Origin of the sequence: Shewanella hanedai (assembly GCF_007197645.1) — a bacterium.
GTDB classification, from domain to species: Bacteria; Pseudomonadota; Gammaproteobacteria; order Enterobacterales; family Shewanellaceae; genus Shewanella; species Shewanella hanedai.
Map to the genome: position 1 here is coordinate 131,313 of NZ_VKGK01000006.1, position 22,041 is coordinate 153,353.

At 42.6% G+C, this 22,041-nt stretch carries 18 protein-coding genes; 10 read left to right on the top strand and 8 right to left on the bottom strand.

Translation table 11 applies throughout. The annotated features are described in order from the left end of the window. Positions 1–149: 149 nt before the first annotated feature. From FN961_RS07140 to FN961_RS07160, 5 genes are all read right to left on the bottom strand, one after another. Positions 150–1,295, bottom strand: a complete 1,146-nt coding sequence (locus FN961_RS07140; protein WP_143563861.1) for an HNH endonuclease — start codon at positions 1,293–1,295, stop codon at positions 150–152. Positions 1,296–1,356: 61 nt separating this feature from the next. Further along, a complete protein-coding gene (locus FN961_RS07145) occupies positions 1,357–2,010 on the bottom strand; it encodes a class I SAM-dependent methyltransferase (protein WP_143563862.1) in 654 nt (217 codons plus the stop codon). 815 nt (positions 2,011–2,825) lie between these two features. Further along, positions 2,826–3,506, bottom strand: coding sequence for a GAD-like domain-containing protein (locus FN961_RS07150; protein WP_143563863.1), 681 nt, complete (start codon positions 3,504–3,506; stop codon positions 2,826–2,828). A 5-nt stretch (positions 3,507–3,511) separates the two neighbouring features. Further along, the gene (locus FN961_RS07155; RefSeq protein WP_143563864.1) at positions 3,512–4,081 is read right to left on the bottom strand and encodes an imm11 family protein; all 570 of its coding nucleotides are present in this window, start codon (positions 4,079–4,081) and stop codon (positions 3,512–3,514) included. A gap of 12 nt (positions 4,082–4,093) precedes the next feature. After that, positions 4,094–6,175 (bottom strand): AHH domain-containing protein, encoded by a 2,082-nt coding sequence (locus FN961_RS07160; protein WP_143563865.1) that lies wholly within the window; start codon positions 6,173–6,175, stop codon positions 4,094–4,096. A gap of 494 nt (positions 6,176–6,669) precedes the next feature. Between FN961_RS07160 and FN961_RS07165 the strand changes: the two genes are divergently transcribed. The 3 genes from FN961_RS07165 to FN961_RS07175 are packed head-to-tail and all read left to right on the top strand — an operon-like array spanning position 6,670 to position 8,733. Continuing rightward, positions 6,670–7,800 carry a saccharopine dehydrogenase family protein gene (locus FN961_RS07165; protein ID WP_143563866.1) on the top strand — a complete coding sequence of 377 codons (1,131 nt, stop codon included), beginning with the start codon at positions 6,670–6,672 and terminating at the stop codon, positions 7,798–7,800. 37 nt (positions 7,801–7,837) lie between these two features. Then, a complete protein-coding gene (locus FN961_RS07170) occupies positions 7,838–8,311 on the top strand; it encodes a DUF2269 family protein (protein ID WP_143563867.1) in 474 nt (157 codons plus the stop codon). 20 nt (positions 8,312–8,331) lie between these two features. After that, on the top strand, positions 8,332–8,733 hold the full coding sequence (locus FN961_RS07175) for a DoxX-like family protein (RefSeq protein ID WP_143563927.1): 402 nt from the start codon (positions 8,332–8,334) through the stop codon (positions 8,731–8,733). Positions 8,734–8,773: 40 nt separating this feature from the next. Here FN961_RS07175 and FN961_RS07180 read toward each other — a convergent pair whose 3' ends face one another. Next, positions 8,774–9,268, bottom strand: a complete 495-nt coding sequence (locus FN961_RS07180; protein WP_143563868.1) for a MarR family winged helix-turn-helix transcriptional regulator — start codon at positions 9,266–9,268, stop codon at positions 8,774–8,776. 314 nt (positions 9,269–9,582) lie between these two features. Between FN961_RS07180 and hmgA the strand changes: the two genes are divergently transcribed. The 4 genes from hmgA to FN961_RS07200 all read left to right on the top strand — a co-directional run bounded on the left by hmgA (position 9,583) and on the right by FN961_RS07200 (position 15,048). Continuing rightward, positions 9,583–10,875: a homogentisate 1,2-dioxygenase gene (gene hmgA / locus FN961_RS07185; RefSeq protein WP_143563869.1), complete on the top strand. Its 1,293-nt coding sequence runs from the start codon at positions 9,583–9,585 to the stop codon at positions 10,873–10,875. A 499-nt stretch (positions 10,876–11,374) separates the two neighbouring features. Then, the gene (locus FN961_RS07190; protein WP_143563870.1) at positions 11,375–11,659 is read left to right on the top strand and encodes a GIY-YIG nuclease family protein; all 285 of its coding nucleotides are present in this window, start codon (positions 11,375–11,377) and stop codon (positions 11,657–11,659) included. A 708-nt stretch (positions 11,660–12,367) separates the two neighbouring features. Continuing rightward, positions 12,368–13,108 (top strand): PepSY domain-containing protein, encoded by a 741-nt coding sequence (locus FN961_RS07195; RefSeq protein ID WP_143563871.1) that lies wholly within the window; start codon positions 12,368–12,370, stop codon positions 13,106–13,108. Next, positions 13,108–15,048 (top strand): 2Fe-2S iron-sulfur cluster-binding protein, encoded by a 1,941-nt coding sequence (locus FN961_RS07200; protein WP_143563872.1) that lies wholly within the window; start codon positions 13,108–13,110, stop codon positions 15,046–15,048. The genes FN961_RS07195 and FN961_RS07200 overlap by 1 nt, the downstream gene beginning before the upstream one ends. Before the next feature lie 524 nt (positions 15,049–15,572). Here FN961_RS07200 and FN961_RS07205 read toward each other — a convergent pair. Next, complete coding sequence (locus FN961_RS07205; RefSeq protein ID WP_308426201.1) at positions 15,573–16,616, bottom strand: porin; 1,044 nt, start codon at positions 16,614–16,616, stop codon at positions 15,573–15,575. A 34-nt stretch (positions 16,617–16,650) separates the two neighbouring features. Next, positions 16,651–17,997 (bottom strand): FMN-binding protein, encoded by a 1,347-nt coding sequence (locus tag FN961_RS07210; protein ID WP_143563874.1) that lies wholly within the window; start codon positions 17,995–17,997, stop codon positions 16,651–16,653. 211 nt (positions 17,998–18,208) lie between these two features. On the opposite strand from FN961_RS07210, the gene FN961_RS07215 reads away from it, so the two are divergent. From FN961_RS07215 to FN961_RS07225, 3 genes are all read left to right on the top strand, one after another. Beyond that, entirely contained in the window at positions 18,209–19,375 is a 1,167-nt protein-coding gene (locus FN961_RS07215; protein ID WP_229814631.1) for an FAD:protein FMN transferase, read from the top strand. A 177-nt stretch (positions 19,376–19,552) separates the two neighbouring features. Further along, positions 19,553–21,337, top strand: coding sequence for a sensor histidine kinase (locus tag FN961_RS07220; protein ID WP_185972743.1), 1,785 nt, complete (start codon positions 19,553–19,555; stop codon positions 21,335–21,337). Next, complete coding sequence (locus FN961_RS07225; RefSeq protein ID WP_143563876.1) at positions 21,330–21,944, top strand: response regulator transcription factor; 615 nt, start codon at positions 21,330–21,332, stop codon at positions 21,942–21,944. Before FN961_RS07220 ends, FN961_RS07225 begins: the two co-directional genes overlap by 8 nt. Positions 21,945–22,041 lie beyond the last annotated feature (97 nt).

The window sequence follows — 22,041 nt, forward strand, 5'->3', positions numbered from 1 at the left end:
CATGGATGTTGAACTGGCACTTAAACAAGGACGTTGTTGCGCTTCGCTACACAGAGTTCACGGAGAAGAGCTGGAGGTTTGAAAAGCTTGGAGTTCTTGTCTTTCTCCGTGGTGAGCCGCTTTTGTCTTGTACTAGGTTAATTGCTTAATCAGTCTTGGTTTAATGCACTTAATCCACCAGCATAACTGGATTGACCTTTATCCTTTTCGAGCAAAACTTCAAAACGCTTTGCCTGTAACCAAAGTGGTGAACGATTCTGGGCGGCCAGTTGATAGGCCCAGGTTGTTATCGCTTCTGAGCGACCTGATTCACAGACAAAGTAGTTGGCAAGTTCGGTGGTGATCAATATTCCGTTGTTAATGATATTTTGCTCAAACCAGCGGTCTTTATGCTGCTCAGCAGCGAGATGATCACACTTGGCATTATTGCATTTGCTGTGTGCTAGGACGAAGTTATGGCCGAGATCGTTAGGATAACGAGTCCAAGGGATGAAGTGATCTACCACGGCTTTATAATCGCCCTCACCTTTAAACGGTTTATTGCAGTAGAAGCATTGGCCTTTTTGAATATCAAACAATACTGGTCTTGCTTTGATTATCGAATTTCTATCACTGCCGAAGAGGAATTCTGACAAGTTACCCTGCCCACCAATTGCGGTATGGTTTAGTGGAAAGTCGCAGACCTTTTGCGTCCAGTTTGATCTCGCAAGTGACACCACGAGATCGTGAAAGCGACGAAAACAGAACGCGATCCCAGCATTGAGTACAATATGATTTTTTGACTTGTCATGGGGGTAATAGAAACACTCTTCACTGCCTGCTAATAACTGCAAGCGCCACAGTGGGCCATCTTTTAAAGTGGTACGAGTTTTTCTCACCAGTTTATGCCAATCTGGATGCTGCTTTAGTTGACTTAAATTTCTGATCCCTTGACTACGATATTCAGCTAAATTCCTGATTAACGCAGATTGGTTGCCTGAGCTTTGCAGTAGGATAAATGACGAGACTTTTTCATCAGTGCCACTAGCAGAACCTGTATAGGGCAATGAATGTTGCCAATAGAGTTCAATAAACTTCTCCACCAGCTCATCGATGGTGATGACATTATGGTGTTGTTCATGTAGAAGAGCGGTATCGTTATTTAGCGGACGTTCGATACAGATATCGGCGAGTGCATGCAGCAATGCAAACTTATAAGTAGCAACAAAATCCCCCTCTACCAATAATCGTTGCAGGTAAGCGATAAACTCAACCTGTTTAGTGGCATTAACTTGGGAAAATAGATCAGAATTCATTAGGTCTTGTCACTTCTCTTTGGAGCTATCATTTCAGAATAATGTTCATGCAGTGCCTCTTTCACCTTGTATCCCTTTCGCGTTGTAACACTACGGTTTCCCAAAAGATTTGGGTGCGACCGAGTTTGTCGTTTTCTCTGTCGGTCGCATCGACCATGGTTAAATGTGCATCCCCTGCCATGGCTTGCAGTTCTTCAATGCTGACTGGATGCAGCACTCGAATATCGCTATTTGGCCCGTGACGCAGTGAGATGATCAATTTGCCGTGTGGAGCCAGCAGGTGTTCGAGTGTTTGCAGCGCTGTGGCACGTTCATTTTGTGGAATATGCATCCATACAGCACTGAGTAAAATAAGATTGAAACTGTTTTGATAGATGGTCAAGCGATGTAGACACGGCAAGCTGTCATTAATCCAAGTCACGCTCACTCCTTGAGTGTAGTTTTTACCTAATTCCGCCAGAGTATGAGCTGGTTCTACGGCGACTACATCAACTCTTTGTGATGATTTAGATGTTGAAGAGCCAGTCCGCTCTGCTAAGTATTTCGCATCACGCCCAACACCCGCGCCCACGTCTAATATTGATAGAGCTGAGTCGTGACTGTCGAAAATAGTATTAAGGTGAGGCAACCATGAAGCATGCACTTCTTCGAAAGAGGTCGACAGATATTGCCGCGCTAACAGATCTGCATTGTCATTATAAAAATTGTGAGACATCGTTCTCCTGTAGCGAATGCCACTGCTTTTAGTCAATAACACTAATAGTAGTCAATGCTGCTATAAAAGGCTTATAAAACAGCGAGTTTGGATTGCGATAATTTATCATAATGCTTTGTGTCTGAGAAGAGTCTAGGACGGGCTTTGCCCTGCGAGCTGAAGAGCTGAGAAGAACGGGCTTCGCCCTGCTAGGACGGCACTTCGTGCCTGCGAGGGCGTTCGCAAGCTCACTTCTAGGGCGCTTCGCTGCTAGGTTAAAAGATGAGATGAACGTCACAAGTGACTACTGAACACGTCGCTCACAGAATAGCCTGCGGCTACGGGAACGCTGCGCTTACGGTAATGGCAGAACAAGAGTAAAACGGGTCATTTGTCATTGCCGTCATCCCGGACTTGTTCCGGGATCCATTCTTTGCTCTATATTTTGGCTTTTACTGTGGCCTTAATGTCTTCTGTGGTGGATAGCTTTGTTTTGGTTGTATATAAAGGAAAAAGATCAGTCTCACCACGGAGACGCTTCGCTACACGGTGAATATGGTGTAACCATCAGCTAATGAACGAGAAACAGGGTCGTTCTCGGACTCCTGTCCTTCACGACATTGAGACTTTCTGTCTGGCAGAGTTGAGTTGGCACTTAAACAAGGACGTTGTTGAGAACATGGGGGTAGAGAGCATTAGGTCTTTTGCTCTTATCCAAGCCCTGGTGGTAAATAGGTTTTCTTTAGCTAAAGTAGAGAAAGATGGAGGTAACACTTACCCCCTATTCTCAACTTTTTGCTTTCTAGAATGGCTAAAATTGACTAGATGAAAATAAGTTATTTATGAAGTGCGTTGGACATGGCGACTATGTCAGCCATCACAGTCTTTTCGCCTAAGTCTGCAAGGAATGTGAGGTGTTCAATTACTTTCACTTTCTGAAGATTTTCAAGCTTGGGAGCACCACCGATTGCGAGTGCTGGAACAAAACCATACATCTCATCAGCATCAAGAGGACCCAATTTAGCCATCGCACGTTGGAAAAGCGGCTTTTCACCAAGATCTTCTTCTTCCATGTTTGATTTTCTTTTAGAAGAGTAAAATTTTTCAATTAATTTCTCTGATCCAATTATCTCAAGCTTTTCACTTTGATCAGAAGGAAAAAGCATACTAAAATTACAAACTATATCTAATGACGCACCAGAGCTTTCTCCCCATATAAAAAGCTTCCCAAATGCACTACGGCCTATGACATAATACTTATCTACTCCATCTATTTCTCTTTGCTCAAATGAAGTGCCAGACAACCACTGCGCTAAAATATCTTTATAGTCATCAGGATTCACTGTCCAGAAGATACCGTCCCCCCAACCGCAAAAACCATATTCCTGCCAATATTCTAATAGGCGGGCAGGTAATTTATCTTCAAACAACTTAAGCTCTTCAACCGTTGGTTGTACAGATTTTGTCGCGGGGCCAAAACCCTTAAAATTATAGAAATTATCAAAAAATTTATTCATGTTATCTACAGATAGAAATTTACAGGTTTATAGAACTTGAGTCCGGTGATGTTATTATCTTCAAATGCTTTTTTTATTTCATTGTTAACAATAACTAAAGGCAAAAAGCTGGAAAGTCTAAAAATTGGGGGCAGATCCATTTTGCTCGTATCGATGAAGGTTAATGAATCAATTTGCTCAATTTTTCCATTTGGCCATAATTCTACTTCAGAATTGTCATAATCAACGCATTCAAACGTGCCAATGATGTTAGCGATATAATAGTTTAGACAACCACCATTTTTTACATTGATTAAATCGACCTCGTAGTAATCAATATTTTTGACATCTAAGCAATCTAATGTATTTTTAATTTTTTCATTAAAAAACAATGACTTTATCCCATAACACATTAGGTTGTCTGTATATATATTAGTACCTTCACCTAACTGATAATCTATAACAATGTTTTCATTAGTTACAATTTTGCTTTCTCCACAAGCAAAATTAATACTTTCATTTCCAAAGGAACTAGATTGAATCTCTAAAACAGCTTCATTATTTTCTGATCGTTCGGTAGACATAATCCAGTACATAAAACCCTCCTCTTAAATTGTTGTACTTTTGTGAAGAATATATTGCTTCTTCAATATTCTTCTTTCAATTAGTTTTGATTTTTTATCTAAAATATCTATTAGTTCTTTTTGGCTTCTCATATTCCCTGAATCATCTTTCTTACACATATCCATAGATTGTTCTTCAAGATCATCAAATATTAGTTTTAATTTGTCATAGTAGGTATTATTAGGATGATTACCACGATGGCACTGTAAACCATGTTGATTAGTGTCAACAACAAACCCTGGTAAGCACATCCCGTTGTTTTCATTATTAATATCATAACCAATTAGCTTTGCATTTTTACTTAAAGTCTTATATTTTTCAAGCAATGAAACAGGGATTAAATGATGTTTCTCTGTATAATATTCAGGATAAGTCTTACTTAAAGCTGCTTGTATTCTCTTCTCATCTTTTACTTCTTTACGGTAATCAGTTTCTGTGGCTTGGCTATCCACACCAGGCCCGTATAGCACCCAAGGTTCTAATCCTGCCGCAACCCATTTCTTCGCATATTTACTTTTTTCCTTATCTAATTTGCCATTATTAGGATATTTAATCTTTTTCTTATGACCGCCTTTACAATTTTTCCAATCACATTTGTAGGTTTCATCTTTGTCGTCAGAACGCTCTCCTTTACCTGTAGCGAGCGGCAAAGTGTTCTGTTTTTTATAAGGCCTAATGTCATGCTGATTATTAATTGTTTTTAGCGATTTAGAAATATCAGTGACGATGCTAATCGTACTTTCTAGTATTTTACCGCTTTTACGGGTTGTGGTGGCGGTAAAGAGTATTCCCGCAGCCACAGGGCCACCGACGCCGCCGGCTAAAGTACCGATAGCGGTGCCGCCCGCAACAACTGTGGTGTCCATGCCCATTTGTGTGGTTTGATAAGCAAGGATCTCTGCCATTTGGTCATCAGGAAGTGCTGCTAAAATACGTTTTGGCACACTGGCTAACATTTCACGGCTAGTAGGATCACTCAAGAGAAGTATGAGTGTTTCCATGGTTTTACGGGCTTGTGTATAACCCTCTCCACCTCTAGTTTTCCATTGTTGTAACTTTGCTTCTAAGGCGTTGATATTGCCGGTACTGATGGCTTCTATCAGCATGGTTATGTCTATATCTGCGGCATCCATTAATTTACCGAAATCACCTAAGTCAGGGAGATATTCAGTAAACCCGTTTGAAGCGCCCTCTTTTGTTGCCTTAGCGATTCCCCATACCTGTGACAGATAGGAACGATTATCGAACGCTTCACTTTGGACATTTAACTCTGCAATCTTGTTATTAACTGCGGCTTCAAAGGATGCAGTCACTTCAATGCGCTTTGACTGCTTTGCTGTATTTTTGGCGTCAATGGCATGCTGAGCGACTTGTTTAGCTGTGTCATTGAGCGCTTGGTCAAGCTGCTGATATTGCGCTTCTATCGCCAATTCAGCGGCGGCCTTTTGCGCTTCATCACCGAATATAACTTGAGCGGAGTAGTTCGGGCCCCCTTCGACTACGCCCCAGCCTTTATCATTAAGCACACCTTTAATGACCGTTTTTCCAGGATCACTGAAAATGACGCTATAGGGCACATCACTGGCATAAGTCTTTTCGCTATCATCGTAACAAAGCTGAAGCTCAAGTTTAGGCGGTGGTTTACCAAAGTTATCACTGATGAGTGCGGCTTTAGGTTCCTCTTTAGCGACTTTTACTTGAGATGTGTCAGCAATGTAATCAAGCGGCGGCGCTGGAGCGAGATTACCATTATTGTTACTGGCAATGGCCCCACCTGCAGATTCAAAACGGCTGGTTAGCTGTGAGAGGGTTTGAACACTTATCCCACTGGCAAACGTTGAACTGGCGAGAGGCGCGCCTTTTTCCATGGTAAAAGCGGGCGTGCGCGGATTATCTCGTAGAACGACATAAATTCCTTGTTCTAGCTCACTTTTAACTCTTTCCTTGCTTCGGCCTGTTGGTGTAATGGCTTCCCATTCACTGTCACTAAGCTGCGATAAGTCAGACTCAATGAGTATGGCATCCTGAAGCATTAATGAATCAACTGAGGCTAGACGTATCGACATACTGCGTGACTTCCTGTTACGGCATTATTGAGAACGTATTTTTTTTAGAACCTTCGGCACAAAGCAAAAATCGCACCAATGCGGCTTCTTCAGCGTTTATCAGACGTTCAGAGTTGTCAGCGATAATGTTGGGCAATATATGGCCCAGCATTGAGCAATAAGTTGCCCAACGAGCAATAAATGGCCCAGAGAATTTGTGGGACTTTGTCTTTCTAGTACAGATTAGGGATTTGAGGTAAGGCATTAAGCAGATTAATAAACATTCTAAGTCATATCTCTTCGCAACACGGAGATAGCGAAGGTTTACATGGAACGTCTTCACATAGGTATTTAGTTCTACCCGTTACACCTCCCCTAGAATTGCTAGCTATAAATCTGATGAAAACTAAGTGATTTTACTGACTGTCGGTGCTGCAGAAAATATGTATATAATGCTGTGCAGTTTAGATATGTGATATTTTATGGAATGAACTGTTAATTAAAGGAATAGCTTAGTGAAAAGGCTTGTTGTTCTAGGTGGTTATGGAAACTTTGGCAAAAGAATCGTTGAAAACCTAGCAGGAGTTGAAGGGATCACTCTGGTCATTGCTGGCCGAAATATGAAAAAAGCATCGAGATTAGTTGAAAACCTCAAATTAACGGCGTCCGCAACTCTACATCCCTTAGAAATCGATATATACGCTGAAGATTTTAAAGCGCAATTAGCAGACCTTTCACCATTTCTGGTTATTCACACTAGTGGGCCGTTTCAAGGCCAAGATTATCGAGTGCCTAAAGCATGCATTGAATGTGGTGCTCACTATATTGATTTAGCTGATGATCGACGATTTGTTTGTGATATTTCGTTGTTAGATGGCCAAGCAAAAGAGAAAGGTGTGTTCATCGTTAGTGGTGCCAGCTCTGTACCAGGTCTATCTTCAGCCGTTGTCGATCATTATCAGAATCAATTTAGCCTTATTGATTCAATCGACATTTCCATTGCGCCTGGTAACAAAGCTGAGCGAGGGCTAGCAACCGTTCAAGCTATATTGTCTTATACTGGTCATCCGATAAAAGTCTTTAAAGAAGGTCATTGGCAAGATGCATATGGTTGGATGGATTCCAAGCTTGTTGATTTTGGCCAGTTTGTTGGTAAACGTCACTTAGCAAATGTAGATGTACCAGATTTAGAGTTATTCCCTCATCGTTATCATGTATCACAGCAAGTTAGCTTTCAAGCTGGTTTAGAGTTGCCATTATTGCACTTAACGATGGTAGGAATGGCTTATTTATCAAAAACAGGCCTAGTAAGAAACTGGGCACCATTATCAAAAATGATTGTAAACACCAGTGATCTGTTTCTCTCTTTTGGTAGTGATGAAGGGGCTATGCAGGTACTTATTAGCGGTAAGGACAATAATGATGACCACAAAAAAGTAAAATGGATTTTATTCGCGCCTAAAGGAAATGGCCCTTATATTCCAACCCTTTCCACCATCATCTTGGCAAGAAAACTACTGTGCAATGATAGCTTAAACTCCATGCTAGCAACTGGGGCTACTCCGTGCGCAGGGTTATTGAAATTACCTGATTTCACCTCATACTTTGATGCACTTAGTATCTTTTCTGAAGAAACCACATGTTGAATAAAGTGCTCTTAGAGAGCAAATATCGGAGAGAAGAGTGGAATATTATCTAGTCGTTAAATTAATTCATATTCTTGCCGCTGTTGTTGTAACAGGTACGGGCGCAGGTATTGCTTTTTTTATGTTCATGGCTAATCGTTCTAATAACCCACAAGCTATTTATGTTACTGCTAAACACGTTATCTTAGGGGATTGGATTTTTACGACACCTGCAGTTATTACTCAAATAGTATCCGGTGTACTATTAATGAATATGCAAGGGTATTCGTACTCATCAGATTGGTTTTATTGGGTGTTAGGATTATTTGTTTTTATTGGGGTATGTTGGCTACCGGTTCTGAAAATCCAATACAGACTGCGAGAACTGGCCAAGGTATCTGTCGAGTTAAACCAAATCACTCCCGAATTCAGATCGCTTATGAAAATATGGACCCTACTCGGTATTCCTGCATTCACTGCTATTTTGGCTATATTCTGGTTGATGGTTTTCAAACCCTTTTCTGTCGCTTAAAAGGACTTGCTTTGAAAAAGATGAATCAAGACAATTTATTGGTAGCCGCCAAATATTCTATTGCCTTCGTTTGGGTATTCACAGGCTTAACTTCTCTTTTTTTCTCCCCAGAAATTGGCTATGAAATACTCGCTGGGGGTAATATCTCTGGCTCGCTTGCCGACGTTGCAATCTATGCTGGTGGTTTTTTAGATATTGTACTTGGTCTATGGTTACTGACCGGGGTTAAAACCAAGCTATGTTGCATGGTGCAGGTCACAACTGTGGCCACTTATACTTTGCTACTTACGTTTATCGACATTGGCTTTTGGTTACACCCATTTGGGCCAATTACCAAGAATCTTCCAATCATCGTTTTGATTGGTTACATTTACGTAAATGACGTGCACTCAACTTCAGTCTCAAACAAAAATATCCATTAATGGAACTAACGTTGCGATTAATACACATCGAACTCTTCATCTAAGCGAGTTTGCTGTCCAGCTTATCTAAAATCTGCATTAGCATTTGGTACTCTTCTTCACTTAACACTTCTAACAGCTTTGCTTCCCACTCAAGTGCTTTGGGTGCGATGGTGTGGTAAAGCTGTTTGCCGGTTTCGGTGAGTGTTAACAAGGAGGCGCGTTTATCGAGTTCATCAAGATGTTTAGCCAAATAGCCTTTATCTAGCATGAGCTTTACAGCGCGTGAGACTGTGGACTTGTCCATGGATGCCAACACGGTTAACTCTTTAGCGCTTATCCCCATTACGCTTGTAGCACTTTCCTCTGGGACAACATGCTCAGCAAGGTTAACTAAAATGCGCCACTCTGGGATGGTGAGTTCAAACTCAGTTTGATAGACCTCTGCAAAATTGATGCTGACACTTTGCGCCAAGTTCACCAATCGATAAGGAAGGAACTGCTGTAACGAGAGTCTGGATTGCGTATTGTTCGATGTTTGATAAATGTCGGCCATCTTTTCTTCTCTGATCTCTGTTGTATTTTTTTGATTTTACGCTTCAGCCTCTACTCACATAGTGACTCTGATGAGTATTGGCATTCTCACATGAGAGTAGATTATTGCAAGCAGAGTTTCTGCCCGCTGTTGAGTCGTCTGTGCCTAGGTTTGTATCAAATGATTTACAGCTTTGCATGAAAATCGACTTAATTTAACGCCCAAACTGGCCTCTGAAAATGGCGAAACCTTGAAACTAGTCTCAGTTGAGAGTAGTTTTGTTAGTAGCGATATTTATTGAACAGATAAGATAGTCAGATTAAGGACAAGAGAATATGACCGTAGAACTGCAATATATGAACGGCTTTGGTAACGAGTTTGAGACTGAAGCACTCGTGGGAGCATTACCTATTGGCCAATTTAGCCCACAAAAAGTTAATTACGGCCTGTATGCCGAGCAGTTCAATGTCACCGCTTTTACCGCGCCTCGTAGCGATAATCGTCGAAACTGGTTCTATCGTATCCGTCCGTCAGTGGTTCAAGGTGATTATGAAGCCATAGATAATGGCCTTATTCGTACAGCCCCAATCACTGAAGCCATTACCCCGCCAAATATGTTCCGCTGGGATCCTGTGGATTTACCCTCAGAGAAAACAGATTTTGTTGATGGCTTAGTGACGATGGCTGCAAATGGTAGCGCAAGCAGTCAAACGGGTGTTGGTGTACATATTTATGCGATCAACAGCTCAATGAAAGATCGTTATTTTTACAATGCCGATGGCGAGATGTTGTTCGTACCAGAGCTAGGTGAAATTCTGTTAAATACAGAATGTGGCAAGTTAGCGATTAAGCCCGGTGAAATTGCTGTTATTCCGCGTGGTATTAAGTTTTCGGTAGAGTTGATCACAGCTGAAGCTCGCGGTTATATCTGTGAAAATTACGGCCACCCCTATGTATTGGCAGAGCGCGGACCTGTTGGTGCGAATGGTTTTGCTAACGATCGTGATTTTCAGTATCCCGTTGCGAGTTATGAAGACATTGAGGGTGATTTTGAATTGATCGCCAAGTTCAATGGCAACATGTTCCGTTGCGACATTGGGCACTCGCCATTAGATGTGGTCGCCTGGACAGGTAACAGTGCACCGTATAAATATGATTTAGCACGTTTTAATGTGATCAATACTGTCAGTTTCGATCATCCCGATCCTTCAATCTTTACCGTACTTACCTCTCCCTCAGGCACACCTGGTGTGGCTAACTTGGATTTTGCTATCTTCCCACCTCGTTGGATGGTGGCAGAGAACACCTTCAGACCCCCTTACTACCATCGCAACATGATGAGTGAATTTATGGGGCTCATTGAAGGAGTCTATGATGCTAAAGAGAAAGGATTTGTCCCCGGCGGCTCTAGCCTGCACAACTGCATGTCGCCACATGGTCCAGAAGCTGATGTGTTTGAGAAGGCATCCAATGCCGAGCTTACTCCCCAGCGTTATGAAAACACCCTCGCCTTTATGTTCGAGTCACGCTACATTTTCGCACCCACTAAATATGCATTAGAGGGTAAAGAGAGGCAGGCAAACTATACAGACTGCTGGCGAACGATTAAGAAGAATTTTAAAGGCTGAGAAGATTAAGAGCTGAGAAGAGCGGGCTTCGCCCTGCGAGGACGGCACTTCGTGCCTGCGAGAGCGTTCGCAGGCTCACTTCTAGGTTCTAGCTTAAGAGCTAAAGCAAAACTAAAAACTGAGATCAAACATGATTTTCTTCCGTCATCCCGGGTTTGTTCCGGGATCCATTCTTTTTGTTTAAATGATTAAAGCAATTAAGACCAGGCTAATCAAAACGAGGGAAAAGCAAATATTAGAGCTGAGGAGCATCTTCACGGCTTGGAAAATATCAAGAGCTGGATCCTGAAACGAGTTCAGGAAGACGCAAAAAAGAGTCATACCCTAATTAGATAAAAACTGAAGGATGACGAGAATATTGTCATCCTGCTAATAACGAGCAAGATACAACTGAAACCTTTTAGACAATATTTGAAACTATTCCGTCATTCCGGCGAATGCCGGAATCCAGCTTTACTTCTATACTTTTACTTTTTGAATAGCTTCATGGACGAACGTTATGCAGCCTTGTATTTATATCCTAGCAAATAAGAGAAATGGAACCTTATACATTGGGGTTACCAGTGAACTTGTTAAACGCGTATGGGAACACAAAGAACATTTGGTTGAAGGATTTACAAAGAAGTACTCTGTGAACTTGCTAGTATATTTTGAAGCGACAGACACAATGTACAGCGCAATAACTCGCGAGAAACAACTCAAGAACTGGTGTCGTCAGTGGAAAATAAACCTCATTGAAGAAACTAACCCTGAATGGAACGATCTATTTGATCAGATTCGATAGCATTTATATACAACAAGATTTCGAAATTAACATCAAAAGCTGGATCCCGGAACAAGCCCAGGATGACGAGAAAGGAGCTGGCTTCGCCTTCTTAGTGTCTGCGAGAGCGTTCGCGGGCTCACTTCTAGGACGCTTCGCTGCTAGGAAGAGCTAAGACGAACGTCACAAGTGACTACTTCACAGAATAGCCTGTGGCTACGGGAACGCTGCGCTTACAGCAAGAGCGAGAACAATTTCAAGACGGGTCATCGTCATTGCCGTCATCCCGGACTTGTTCCGGGATCCATTCATTGAGTCAATCCGACTACTGATAAACTTACGCTTATTTCAATATATGCATAAATTTGTTACATTTTGTTGATGCATTACTGCCTGTTTATTTAGTCATTCCTACTGTAATTTAACACGATGGATATCAGACTCTTGGTTATCAACCGTTTTAGTCTGTTCTTGAGTACGACAATGAGTCGTTTTAACTTGATTAAGTGCTTCTCATTTAGCTCAGAGTGGCTGATATTGATTAGACCATGAGAAAAATGTTACTCGTCATTCTGACTAAAAGTTGAATTTAGAGTCAAAATATTTGATAGCAAATAATTAATAACATATAGCCAATTTCGACGACGTTAGTAGCATTTGCAAATACAGATTAAGTAACACATTTAGAATTGTAAAATTTAAAGCTAAATTTTTCACAGGAAAATAATAATGAACTTATTAAAAATAAGTCGTAAATATCATCGGTACCTGATGTTGTTTTTAGGTATTCAGTTTGTCATCTGGACAGTGTCTGGCGCGTATATGGTGATTTTCGATATCGACTATATTCATGGCGACAGCTTGATCCAAAATCATCAGAGCAAAATCAATCCAGATAAGATTCACTACCCCCTGACCTCTTTAGCTCAAGACTCATTAATACAAGACTACCCAAACGCGCAGCACCTCACTTTGGGCATGTTCATTGACCGTGAAGTCTACCGCTTTAAACAAGATGACATTCAATTCATGGTCGATGCTAATACAGGCCAGCAACTGTCACCGTTAGATGAAGCCGCTGCAACGGCGATGGCAAAACATGAATACACTGGTCGTGGTCAAGTGCTTACCGCTGAGCTTATCACTGACAACCCGCCATTTGAACTAAGCTCACGATACCTACCCGCTTGGCGAGTGAACTTTGATGATTTCGGCAGTCCCTCACTCTATATTTCCGCACAAACAGGCCTGCTAGTGACCAAGCGACATGAGTTTTGGCGTACGTTCGATTTAATGTTCAGTCTGCATGTGATGGATTATGAAGATGAAGATCCCAGTAACTGGCTATTGTTTTGGGTTGTCCTTTTCGCTCTTATCGCCGCAATTTTGGGCTTAGTCCTAACCTATTACCGCATCTTTAAAAAAGAGCCACTCCAAGTAGATACCTCTCTGATTAAGGAGAGCAACTGATGTCCTTAATTAAGACGATACATAAGTGGTTGTCACTCTTGGTGGGTTTACAGCTGTTAATTTGGTTAGGAACGGGCTTGTACTTCAATTTGATGGATCCAGTTGAAGCCTCTGGAAATGAATATCGCGTAAGAGTGGTTGAACCGAATGCAAACCTAAGCCAACTTATTGAACCTAAAAAGGTATTACAAGACTTCAACCCTGCGGTGACCTTGTCTCAAATCTCATTGCTGTCAAAGCCATACTACTTGCTAACTCATGATAAGGCCCTGTATCCCTATTTTAAGAATCAATACACGTTAGTCGATGCCCTTAAGGGGCAACAAGTTTTTATTAATGAAGCCATGGCAAAGCAACTAGCCATTGCTTCCTATAATGGAACAGGAAAAATCGTTAGTGCCATCAAGCAATCACCACCTTTTGATGACAGATTAAAAGAGAAAAACCCCCTTTGGCGAGTGGATTTTGATGATGATATTAATACTAGCGTTTATGTCGATGCCGGCTCTGGGCGATTAGCAGCCCATAGCAATGATGATAAGCGCTTTGTTGATATCGCGTTTATGCTTCACTTTATGGATTACACTCAGGAAGGCAGCTTCAATAACGTTCAAATTATTGTATTTGCCATCTTTACCCTCTTCTTCGCCTTAAGTGGTTTTATCTGGACTATAGAACTTGGTTTTAATGGCCAGTACTCGTTGTCACACCTATTACCCAAACGATTCATAAAAAGCAAAGCTAAGATAGTACAAGTGTTGGATTTGAATGGTGAGCCATTGCACAACATCTCCCTATCTGATCATGAAAATTTGTTAGATGGTTTGATACACCATGATATTGCCCTGCCTTCAAGCTGTGGTGGCGGTGGCACTTGTGGACGATGCAGACTCAAGCTGACTCCTAGTACTAGCACGAGCGTTAAGATCACTGCCGCTGATCATCAGCAATTCACTCCAGAAGAGTTGGCTCTAGGCTATCGATTGGCCTGTCAGCATAACAGTGATGAAATCGACAGTTTACGTTTGCTTGATGTAATTCAGGCGGAAAAACATCAGCTCGTGTTAACCAGTAGTGAGTTTATTAGTCCTTTTATAAAAGAGCTTAAATTCAAAACAGCTTCAGGTGAGCCAATAGCGTTCAAAGCTGGCGCCTTTATGCGTTTCTTTATCCCTGCAGCCAGTGGCAACACAATGCCAACGGCGCTTCCGCTGGCACTGAGTCAACATTGGGAGAACGTAGATCAAACTCAATACCAGCATGATTCCTGCAGCCGTAACTATTCATTGGCAAATAGTGATTTACCACTTGATGGCAATCACAGTGAGCTGCATTTCACCATTAAGTTACATCAAGCACCTAAGACAACGACTGACGATATTATTAATCCAGGTGTAGGTTCCCATTTTATCTGTAACTTACAACCTGGTGATAGTATCGATGCGGTTGGTCCGTTTGAGGAGTTTTATGCAAAACCTTTAAGCGATAAGTCCATGGTGATGATAGGTGCAGGCTCAGGTATGGCACCATTGAAATCGTTAATCGAGGAGCAATTATTTAAGTTTGAAACGACTCGCCCAATTCATTTTTTCTTTGGTGCGCGCAGCGAAGCCGATCTGATCTACCAAGATCACTTCACTTCGTTGGCAGCGAAACATGACAATTTTTTCTACCATCCAGTGCTTTCAAGGCCGACAGGTGAACTGGCAAGTCGGTTAGCAAGTAGCGATGCACTGCAATTAATCCCCTCTACAATGACCCAAGGATATGTTCAGGACAGGTTAGCGGCAGAGTTCGGTGGCATAACTGATAACGCAGCAGGGTTAACAAACATCGAGTTTTATCTTTGTGGCCCAGCAGCCATGATGACATCAACCATCGAACAGCTTAATGCTTATGGTGTCGCGAATGATGCCATCGCGTTTGATTCATTTGTTTAAGGGCTGAGAAGGACGGGCTTCGCCCTGCGAGGTCGGCACTTCGTGCCTGCGAGGGCGTTCGCAGGCTCACTGCTAGGGCGCTTCGCTGCTAGGAAAAGCTGAGACGAACGTCGCTGGCGACTACAGAAGGCTACGCTGACGGAATAGCCTGTGGCTACGGGTATACGGGTAATAGCTGAGAAGGACGGTCTTCGCCCTGCTAGGACGGCACTTCGTGCCTGCGAGAGCGTTCGCAGGCTCACTGCTAGGTTCTAGGTTAAGAGCTAGAGCCACAACAGTAAAAACTGAGATCAAACATGCTTTTCTGCCGTCATCCTGGGCTTGTTCCGGGATCCATTCTTTGCTCTATATTTTAGCTTTCTCCATATTTGCGGTGATAAATGGCTTTGTTTAGATTTGCAAAGAGACGATGTTAGAAAGCAAAAAATCCGCCTGATACTCATTGGGATCAGGCGGATTTTGTTAGTCACTGTATTCTAAACCCATGTAAAAGCTGGGATAGTAAGCCGTGTATTAATTAGTAATTAAATAGAGAAGTCGTAGCGCACACCTAAGCTGATGATGGTGTCATCAAAGTCGTTGTACTGCTTCACATCAAATTGACCTAATTCAGTGTGTACTAGCGTTGATTTTGATAAGCGATACTCAGCTCCGACAGCCCAAGTGGTGACTTCAGGCACTGCGAGTGCACTCTCACCCATTGCATTGTAGACTTTGCTGGCGATGCGGCCAGTACCTGAATCGTCTTGGCCATATTGCGCTTTAAGCATCAAGTTATCGATTTTGTACTTAGCACTGGCGATAAAACCAGAACCATCGCGTTGCTCCCAGTGAGCCTTAGATGGATTGACCATCTCAGAGCTTTGGAACATGGTGCCTAACATCAAGTTATCAATTTTTAACTGCGCCACAGCGCGGAAGGCTTTTACATCTTCGATACCGTCAGAATAAGCACCTGCAAGGTACACATTGCCGCTCTTAAAGAATTTATCACCGTAAGTTAATGCAACTTGATAATTGCCATTATCACGGCGTGGGTCTTCTTCTGCGTAATGGTTGTCTTCCATGATGTAACTGGCACCCAGTTGCAACTTATTCCATTTAGCCGTTTTATATTCTAACGAGTCGCCCCAGCGCTTATCACCAGTAAACAAACGGTCATGCTTGAGCGAATACATGTCCATGGCATCAGCGCCGCCTTTCGCCATTTTAAACACAGGATCGATACGTCCCGCGGCTAACTGGCCTAATGTCGTGTGCTTAAGGCCAATGTAGGTAGGTCTTGCAGAAAAAGGATTGTTACTTTTACCTTCAGACGCCCCATTAACCCCAACTTCTATTCGATAAAACAGCTGCAGGTCAGTCGCCAATTCACTGCTGCCTTTAACGCCGATGTTGCTCCAGTTGTTTTCTAAAATAGTGCCACTCTTACCATCGTGAGTAGCTGTGCCGCTGTCAGAATTAGTCACTGAATAATCGATTCGACCGTAAACCTGATATTCATCGGCCATCAATTGTGGTGACAGTATTATTGCACTGGCGAGTAGCGTTAATTTGTAGCTTTTCATCATCATTTCTCTTAACTGTATTTTTTATCAATGCTTAGATTGGTTTTTTATGTTCGCTAATCACGCCATCAAGACGCATCTGTTTGTACAGAATCTCCGCTTGATTGAGGTAGGTATCCCACGAGTTTGAGCGCTTAGTGAAACCTGTCGCTGCGTAACTGCCCGTGTCACCTGTTGCAGGCAGGTCATTGATATCGAACAGTGAGCCACCAGCTTGTAGATGTGTCTCAAGCGCATCGATCATGACATTAAAACCAATACGGGCAGGTTCCACATAATTAATAGACGCGTACTTAGATTGGCGATAAAACTTCTTCAGTGAAGCATCTTTGATTTGAACCGCTTCGTCAGCGAAGATCTCATCGTAATAAGCTTTCGTGATCGCCTTAGTATTGGTATCAACAACCAGTCTTAATACCGCGGTGATCCCTGTCCACTTCCCTTTGCTGTCGAGTAGTTTTTCAGCATGTTGGTAAAATAGCTCTTGAGTGCCTTCGCCATTAATTTTGGCGTGGATCTTTGCTGTTAATGGGATCATTGATTGCTGAATACTGTTAGATGCACCGGCAACCACATCGATACCGAGGTATTTGAGACGATTAGGCTCTTTTAACTTGTTGGTTAGTTTTGGATCGAAGTCGGGGTTAACATCAAACGTGATCTTATCCTGCTCAACCATCAATTTTTCCATGGTCAGTGGTGACTGAACCCAGGCCGTGCCCTTTTTCTTACCCATTGAGAAGTTGTATTCAGACATACGCTTAGGCACATCTTGATAAAGACGAGTGTAGTAATTAGGACGTCCACTTTCATTAAACTCAGCAAAAATCACATCTTTGGCGTTATTGCTATCGGTGACAATGATCATGCTGCCTTTATGGCCTTGACGGAATCTTGCTTCTTCGAAGTAAAAATCACCGCTGATCATGCCAAGCTGTGGCTGTATAGACCATTTGAGTTTGAAGTCATCACTGCTTGAATCATCTTTTGAACCAACGGCCACGAATTCAGGTTGGATCCCATTCGCTCTTGGAAGTGAATTTATTGCTTTTAAAATGCCATTAGATGAATAAGTTGCGCCAGATACCGCATCGATACCCTCATGGCCATTGCTAGCCAGTATTTTTGCAAGCAGGCGTTCAGCGTTCAGAAAAAGAGATTCGGTTTCATTATGAGATTTGGTGGTGATCTCTTTAATGCTGCCGTTCGCAACTTCGACAGTAAGCACGATCTGGCTTTTCTTGCCTTTGCCGCTGACTTCATGATCGCCGTCAACATACTTGCCATCTGGCGTTGAGGTGGCACAACCTGCTAGCGCTAATGTAGCCAGCGTAATTGCACTGCAAATAAGACTTTTTTTATATCGTTTACATTGTGTCATCTGGCTCTGCCTTTGGACTTAATTCAAGTTTTATGCAGCATAACGAACCGTAATATTTTAACTATTGCGGAAAACCGCAGGTTAGCGATATTTCGTTCGATTGTTTGAGCCAGTTAACAATTATTAGTACCTGATTATATTCACAGCCAAGCTTGTGCTAATTATTTAAATAGTCATTCCTATGTCCATATTATTGAACCCGGTGCCATCGATGAAATCATTTATCTCTAAGTTGTCTATTGTTAGTGTCGCCTTGTTAGGTTTATCAACTTCTTTTGCGATACAAGCGGCAGCTGATGTCGTAGACCCCTATCAATGTGAAGGCAATGGGCTTATCACCCATCAAGAGGGTGTGACGAGTTTACATACCCTTAAATATTTTGGCACTTCGGTGACGATTGACCTTTATGGCGTGGATGAAACAAAAGCGAACACGGCACTTTGTCGTGCGCTTAATGTCATTCAGGAATACCACTATCAGGCATCCAACTACAGCACTTATCCACATGTCACCAACATCAAAACCATCAATAGCGCACCAGAGAAAGTCCATCACATAGATGAAAAACTCACTGAAATTATTGCCTCAAGTCTGAATTGGCACACCTTGAGTAACGGCTATTTTAATATTGCACTTTCACCAGTGATTGACCTTTGGCGTCAGCATAGAGGGCAATGTAAAGGTGATACTAAAACCTTGGGATTATGTACGATCCCAAGTAACGCAGCGCTAGCACACGCTGCAAAACTGACTGATATTAACGATATTAAGTTAGACAGAACCCTTAATACCATTCAGATGAAACCAGGCATGAGTATCGATTTAGGCGGAATTGCAAAAGGCTGGATGGCTGAAAAAGTGTATGACTCGCTCAAAATCGATGGCATTAACGCATTTATGATCAATGCCGGTGGCAATATTCGTCATTACGGACTGCATCCAGAGCAGCGTACCTTTGCCACAGCCATTGAAGATCCTTTATGTAAAAAGTCAGAGTATCAATTGCCTCAGTGCCAGACATTCGAAGGGCAGTTTCATGAAGTGGTGCAAGGGCAAGATTTAACCATCGTATCCAGCGGTAACTATCTGAACTACTTTATTGCTGGTGGCGTTGAATATCACCACTTAATTGATCCTAAAACTCTGCACCCTAAACCCACAGGGATCTCAACCACTGTCGTCATGAATGGCCAGCAGATCTTCGCTGATGTGATTTCCACCTCTTTGTTCCTCATGCCGATTGAAGAAGCGATGACATTTGCAGAAGAACACGATGAACTTGAAGCAGTTTGGTATTTAGATGAGAAAGGCAGTAAACGTAAATCATCTGGCTTCGATAAATATCACCTAACAAAAGGTAACATCAGCCAACAATAACGACTAAACGAGTGTTTAGCCCAATGAGTAACACTAATTGGGCTGATTTAAGCATCAATCCTCAACCCAGCTTATTTGTGACCGAGATCCCCTTCCATTAGGATAAATCATTACCTATCCCTAAAAGACGGCATAATAGCGTTCCGTTTTTTATCGCTCATCTCAAATATCATCAGTATGAATCGACTGCTATTGGCGTTAACTTTATTCTTCATTGCCTCGCCCTCACACGCCAAAGACCCAATTCGAGTGGGCATTCTTTCTTTCGCGACGCCAGAGGTGGTATTTCAACGGTGGAAACCCACCTTCGATCGGGTTGGATCTGAAATAGATCAACGCTTCACCTTACTCGCGTTGACGCCTGTTGAGTTACAGGAGCAAGTTGCACAACAAAAATTAGATTTTATCATCAGCAATGCGCTCACATCTGTGACCCTAAAGAAGGATTATGGTGCGAGTAGCCTACTCACTTTATTACCGCTGCACAGTGTTGAGCCTGATGGAGCCGTTGGATCAGCTATCATCACCCGAGCAGATATCGCAATTGATCAGCTCGACGATCTCACTCAATTTGCCGTGGTCTCATCGGATCCTAAAGCCTTTGGGGGGTTTCAGATCATGGCTGGTGAATTAGCCTTGGCGGGGATTAATCCATTTAGTGATCTAAAAGATCTTAGTTTCGTGGGATTCCCACAGAATAAACTGCTCGACCTGGTGGTTTCAGGTGAAGCCGATGTCGCTATTCTCCCCAGCTGTGTACTCGAATCAGCGATTAATTCAGGCCACATTGCTGCGGGCAAGCTTAAGGTTGTACTGCAACATGATCATCAAAATTATGACTGTTTGGCATCAAGTGAACTGTATCCTTCATACGCCTTTTCAAAATTAGGCTATACAGATCATAAACTCGCCACTCAAATTGTTCGCGCGCTTCTTTCTATTGATAAAAATGATAAAGAAGCTCAGTTAGGACGCTATCAATATTGGTCAGCCCCCGTTAATGACAGTCATGTTTTCGGATTGCTCAAAACCCTTAATAAATGGCCGTTTGTCACTAACTGGGCATTTTTGCTCAAAGGCGCAATACCTTGGGTGATTGGCAGTTTTATCTTTTTGCTATTGGGCTACTTGCATCACTTAAGGGTAAAACGCCTTGTGGTGTTACGGACTCACGCCCTATCGGCTGAAATAGAGTTGCATCAGCTCACCCAAAAAAGCCTTTATGAACAACAAAAGCAGTTTTATAAAGCGCAGCGCATACTGCTGACTGGAGAGATGGCATCCGGCATTGCACATGAGCTCAATCAACCTCTGGCTGGGATCCGCTATTTGACTCAAGGTTGCTTATATCGATTAACCCCAGAACAAGGTGAGCTTGATACTGCTCTGAATAAAGTGATTCAACAGGTTGATCGCGCCCAAAGCACCATAAAACGATTTAGGCAGTTTTGCCAACAACCCAGTGTTTATGAAACTTGCGATCTGGTCATGCTAATCAACGAGACACTCAACTTGATGTCACCAGAGCTTAAGCGGGTGCAGATAACAGCATTACTGACCTTAACAGAGGTGAGCACAGTAGCCGATATCAGTTTGCTGCAACAAGTGCTGGTAAACCTTATTCGCAATTCACTCGATGCCATGGAAAACAGACCAACCCCAGCATTATCGATCACACTGTCTGAGCACAACCAACAAGCGATTATCTCTATTCAAGACAATGGCATTGGTTTGTCAGAAGTTGCGTTAAGCCGATTATTCTTCCCCTTTGAAACCTCAAAACAAAATGGTTTGGGGCTCGGGATGGTGATCTGTAAACGTATTATTGAAGAGCATCGCGGCAACATTTTTGCGACCTTCCTTAATGATGACAACACACAAGGATTGAACATCACATTCTCACTGCCCATAAACATCCACAATGCCACCATTGAAACAAGCAGGAAGTCAGCTCATGTGTAACATCTATTTAGTGGACGACGATCAAGATGTGCTCGATTCCCTTAGTTGGATGTTAGGCGGTTTGGGCTTGTCTACCCTGAGCTATTTAGATGCCAACCAATTTTTAAGTGCTGTCGATCTGAATAAACCAGGGATTGCTATTTTGGACATTCAAATGCCGAACATGGATGGTCTAGCACTACTTAATCATATAAAACAATACAATAGCCCCTTGAGTGTGATTATGCTAACCGGCCATGGAACCATCTCTATGGCTGTGCAGGCGATACAAAACGGGGCGATGGATTTTATCGAAAAGCCTGTCGATGGCGGCAAGCTCTGTCAACTGCTGCAAGTAGCCAAACAGCAAACCCTAGCGTCGTTCAATCGACAGGATCATGACAAAGAAGTGAAAATACGTATTGCGAGTCTCACCCCTAGAGAGCATGAAGTGATGCTGCAAGTGTTAGAGGGGAAGCTGAATAAAGTGATTGCCGCAGAACTTAACATCGCTCAGCGAACCATAGAGTTACACAGACAAAAAGTATTGTTGAAGATGAAGGTCAGTAACGCAACTGAGCTGGCAAATTTAATGGCAATGTCACGCCATTCGACTCTTGGAGTATGACCAGCCGGTGCAAAACTCCCAGCCACGTTCCCGGCAGACAAACCCTGCCTGATAACGATTGAAACTCACTTCATGAATAGACTCAGTAGTTGAACGC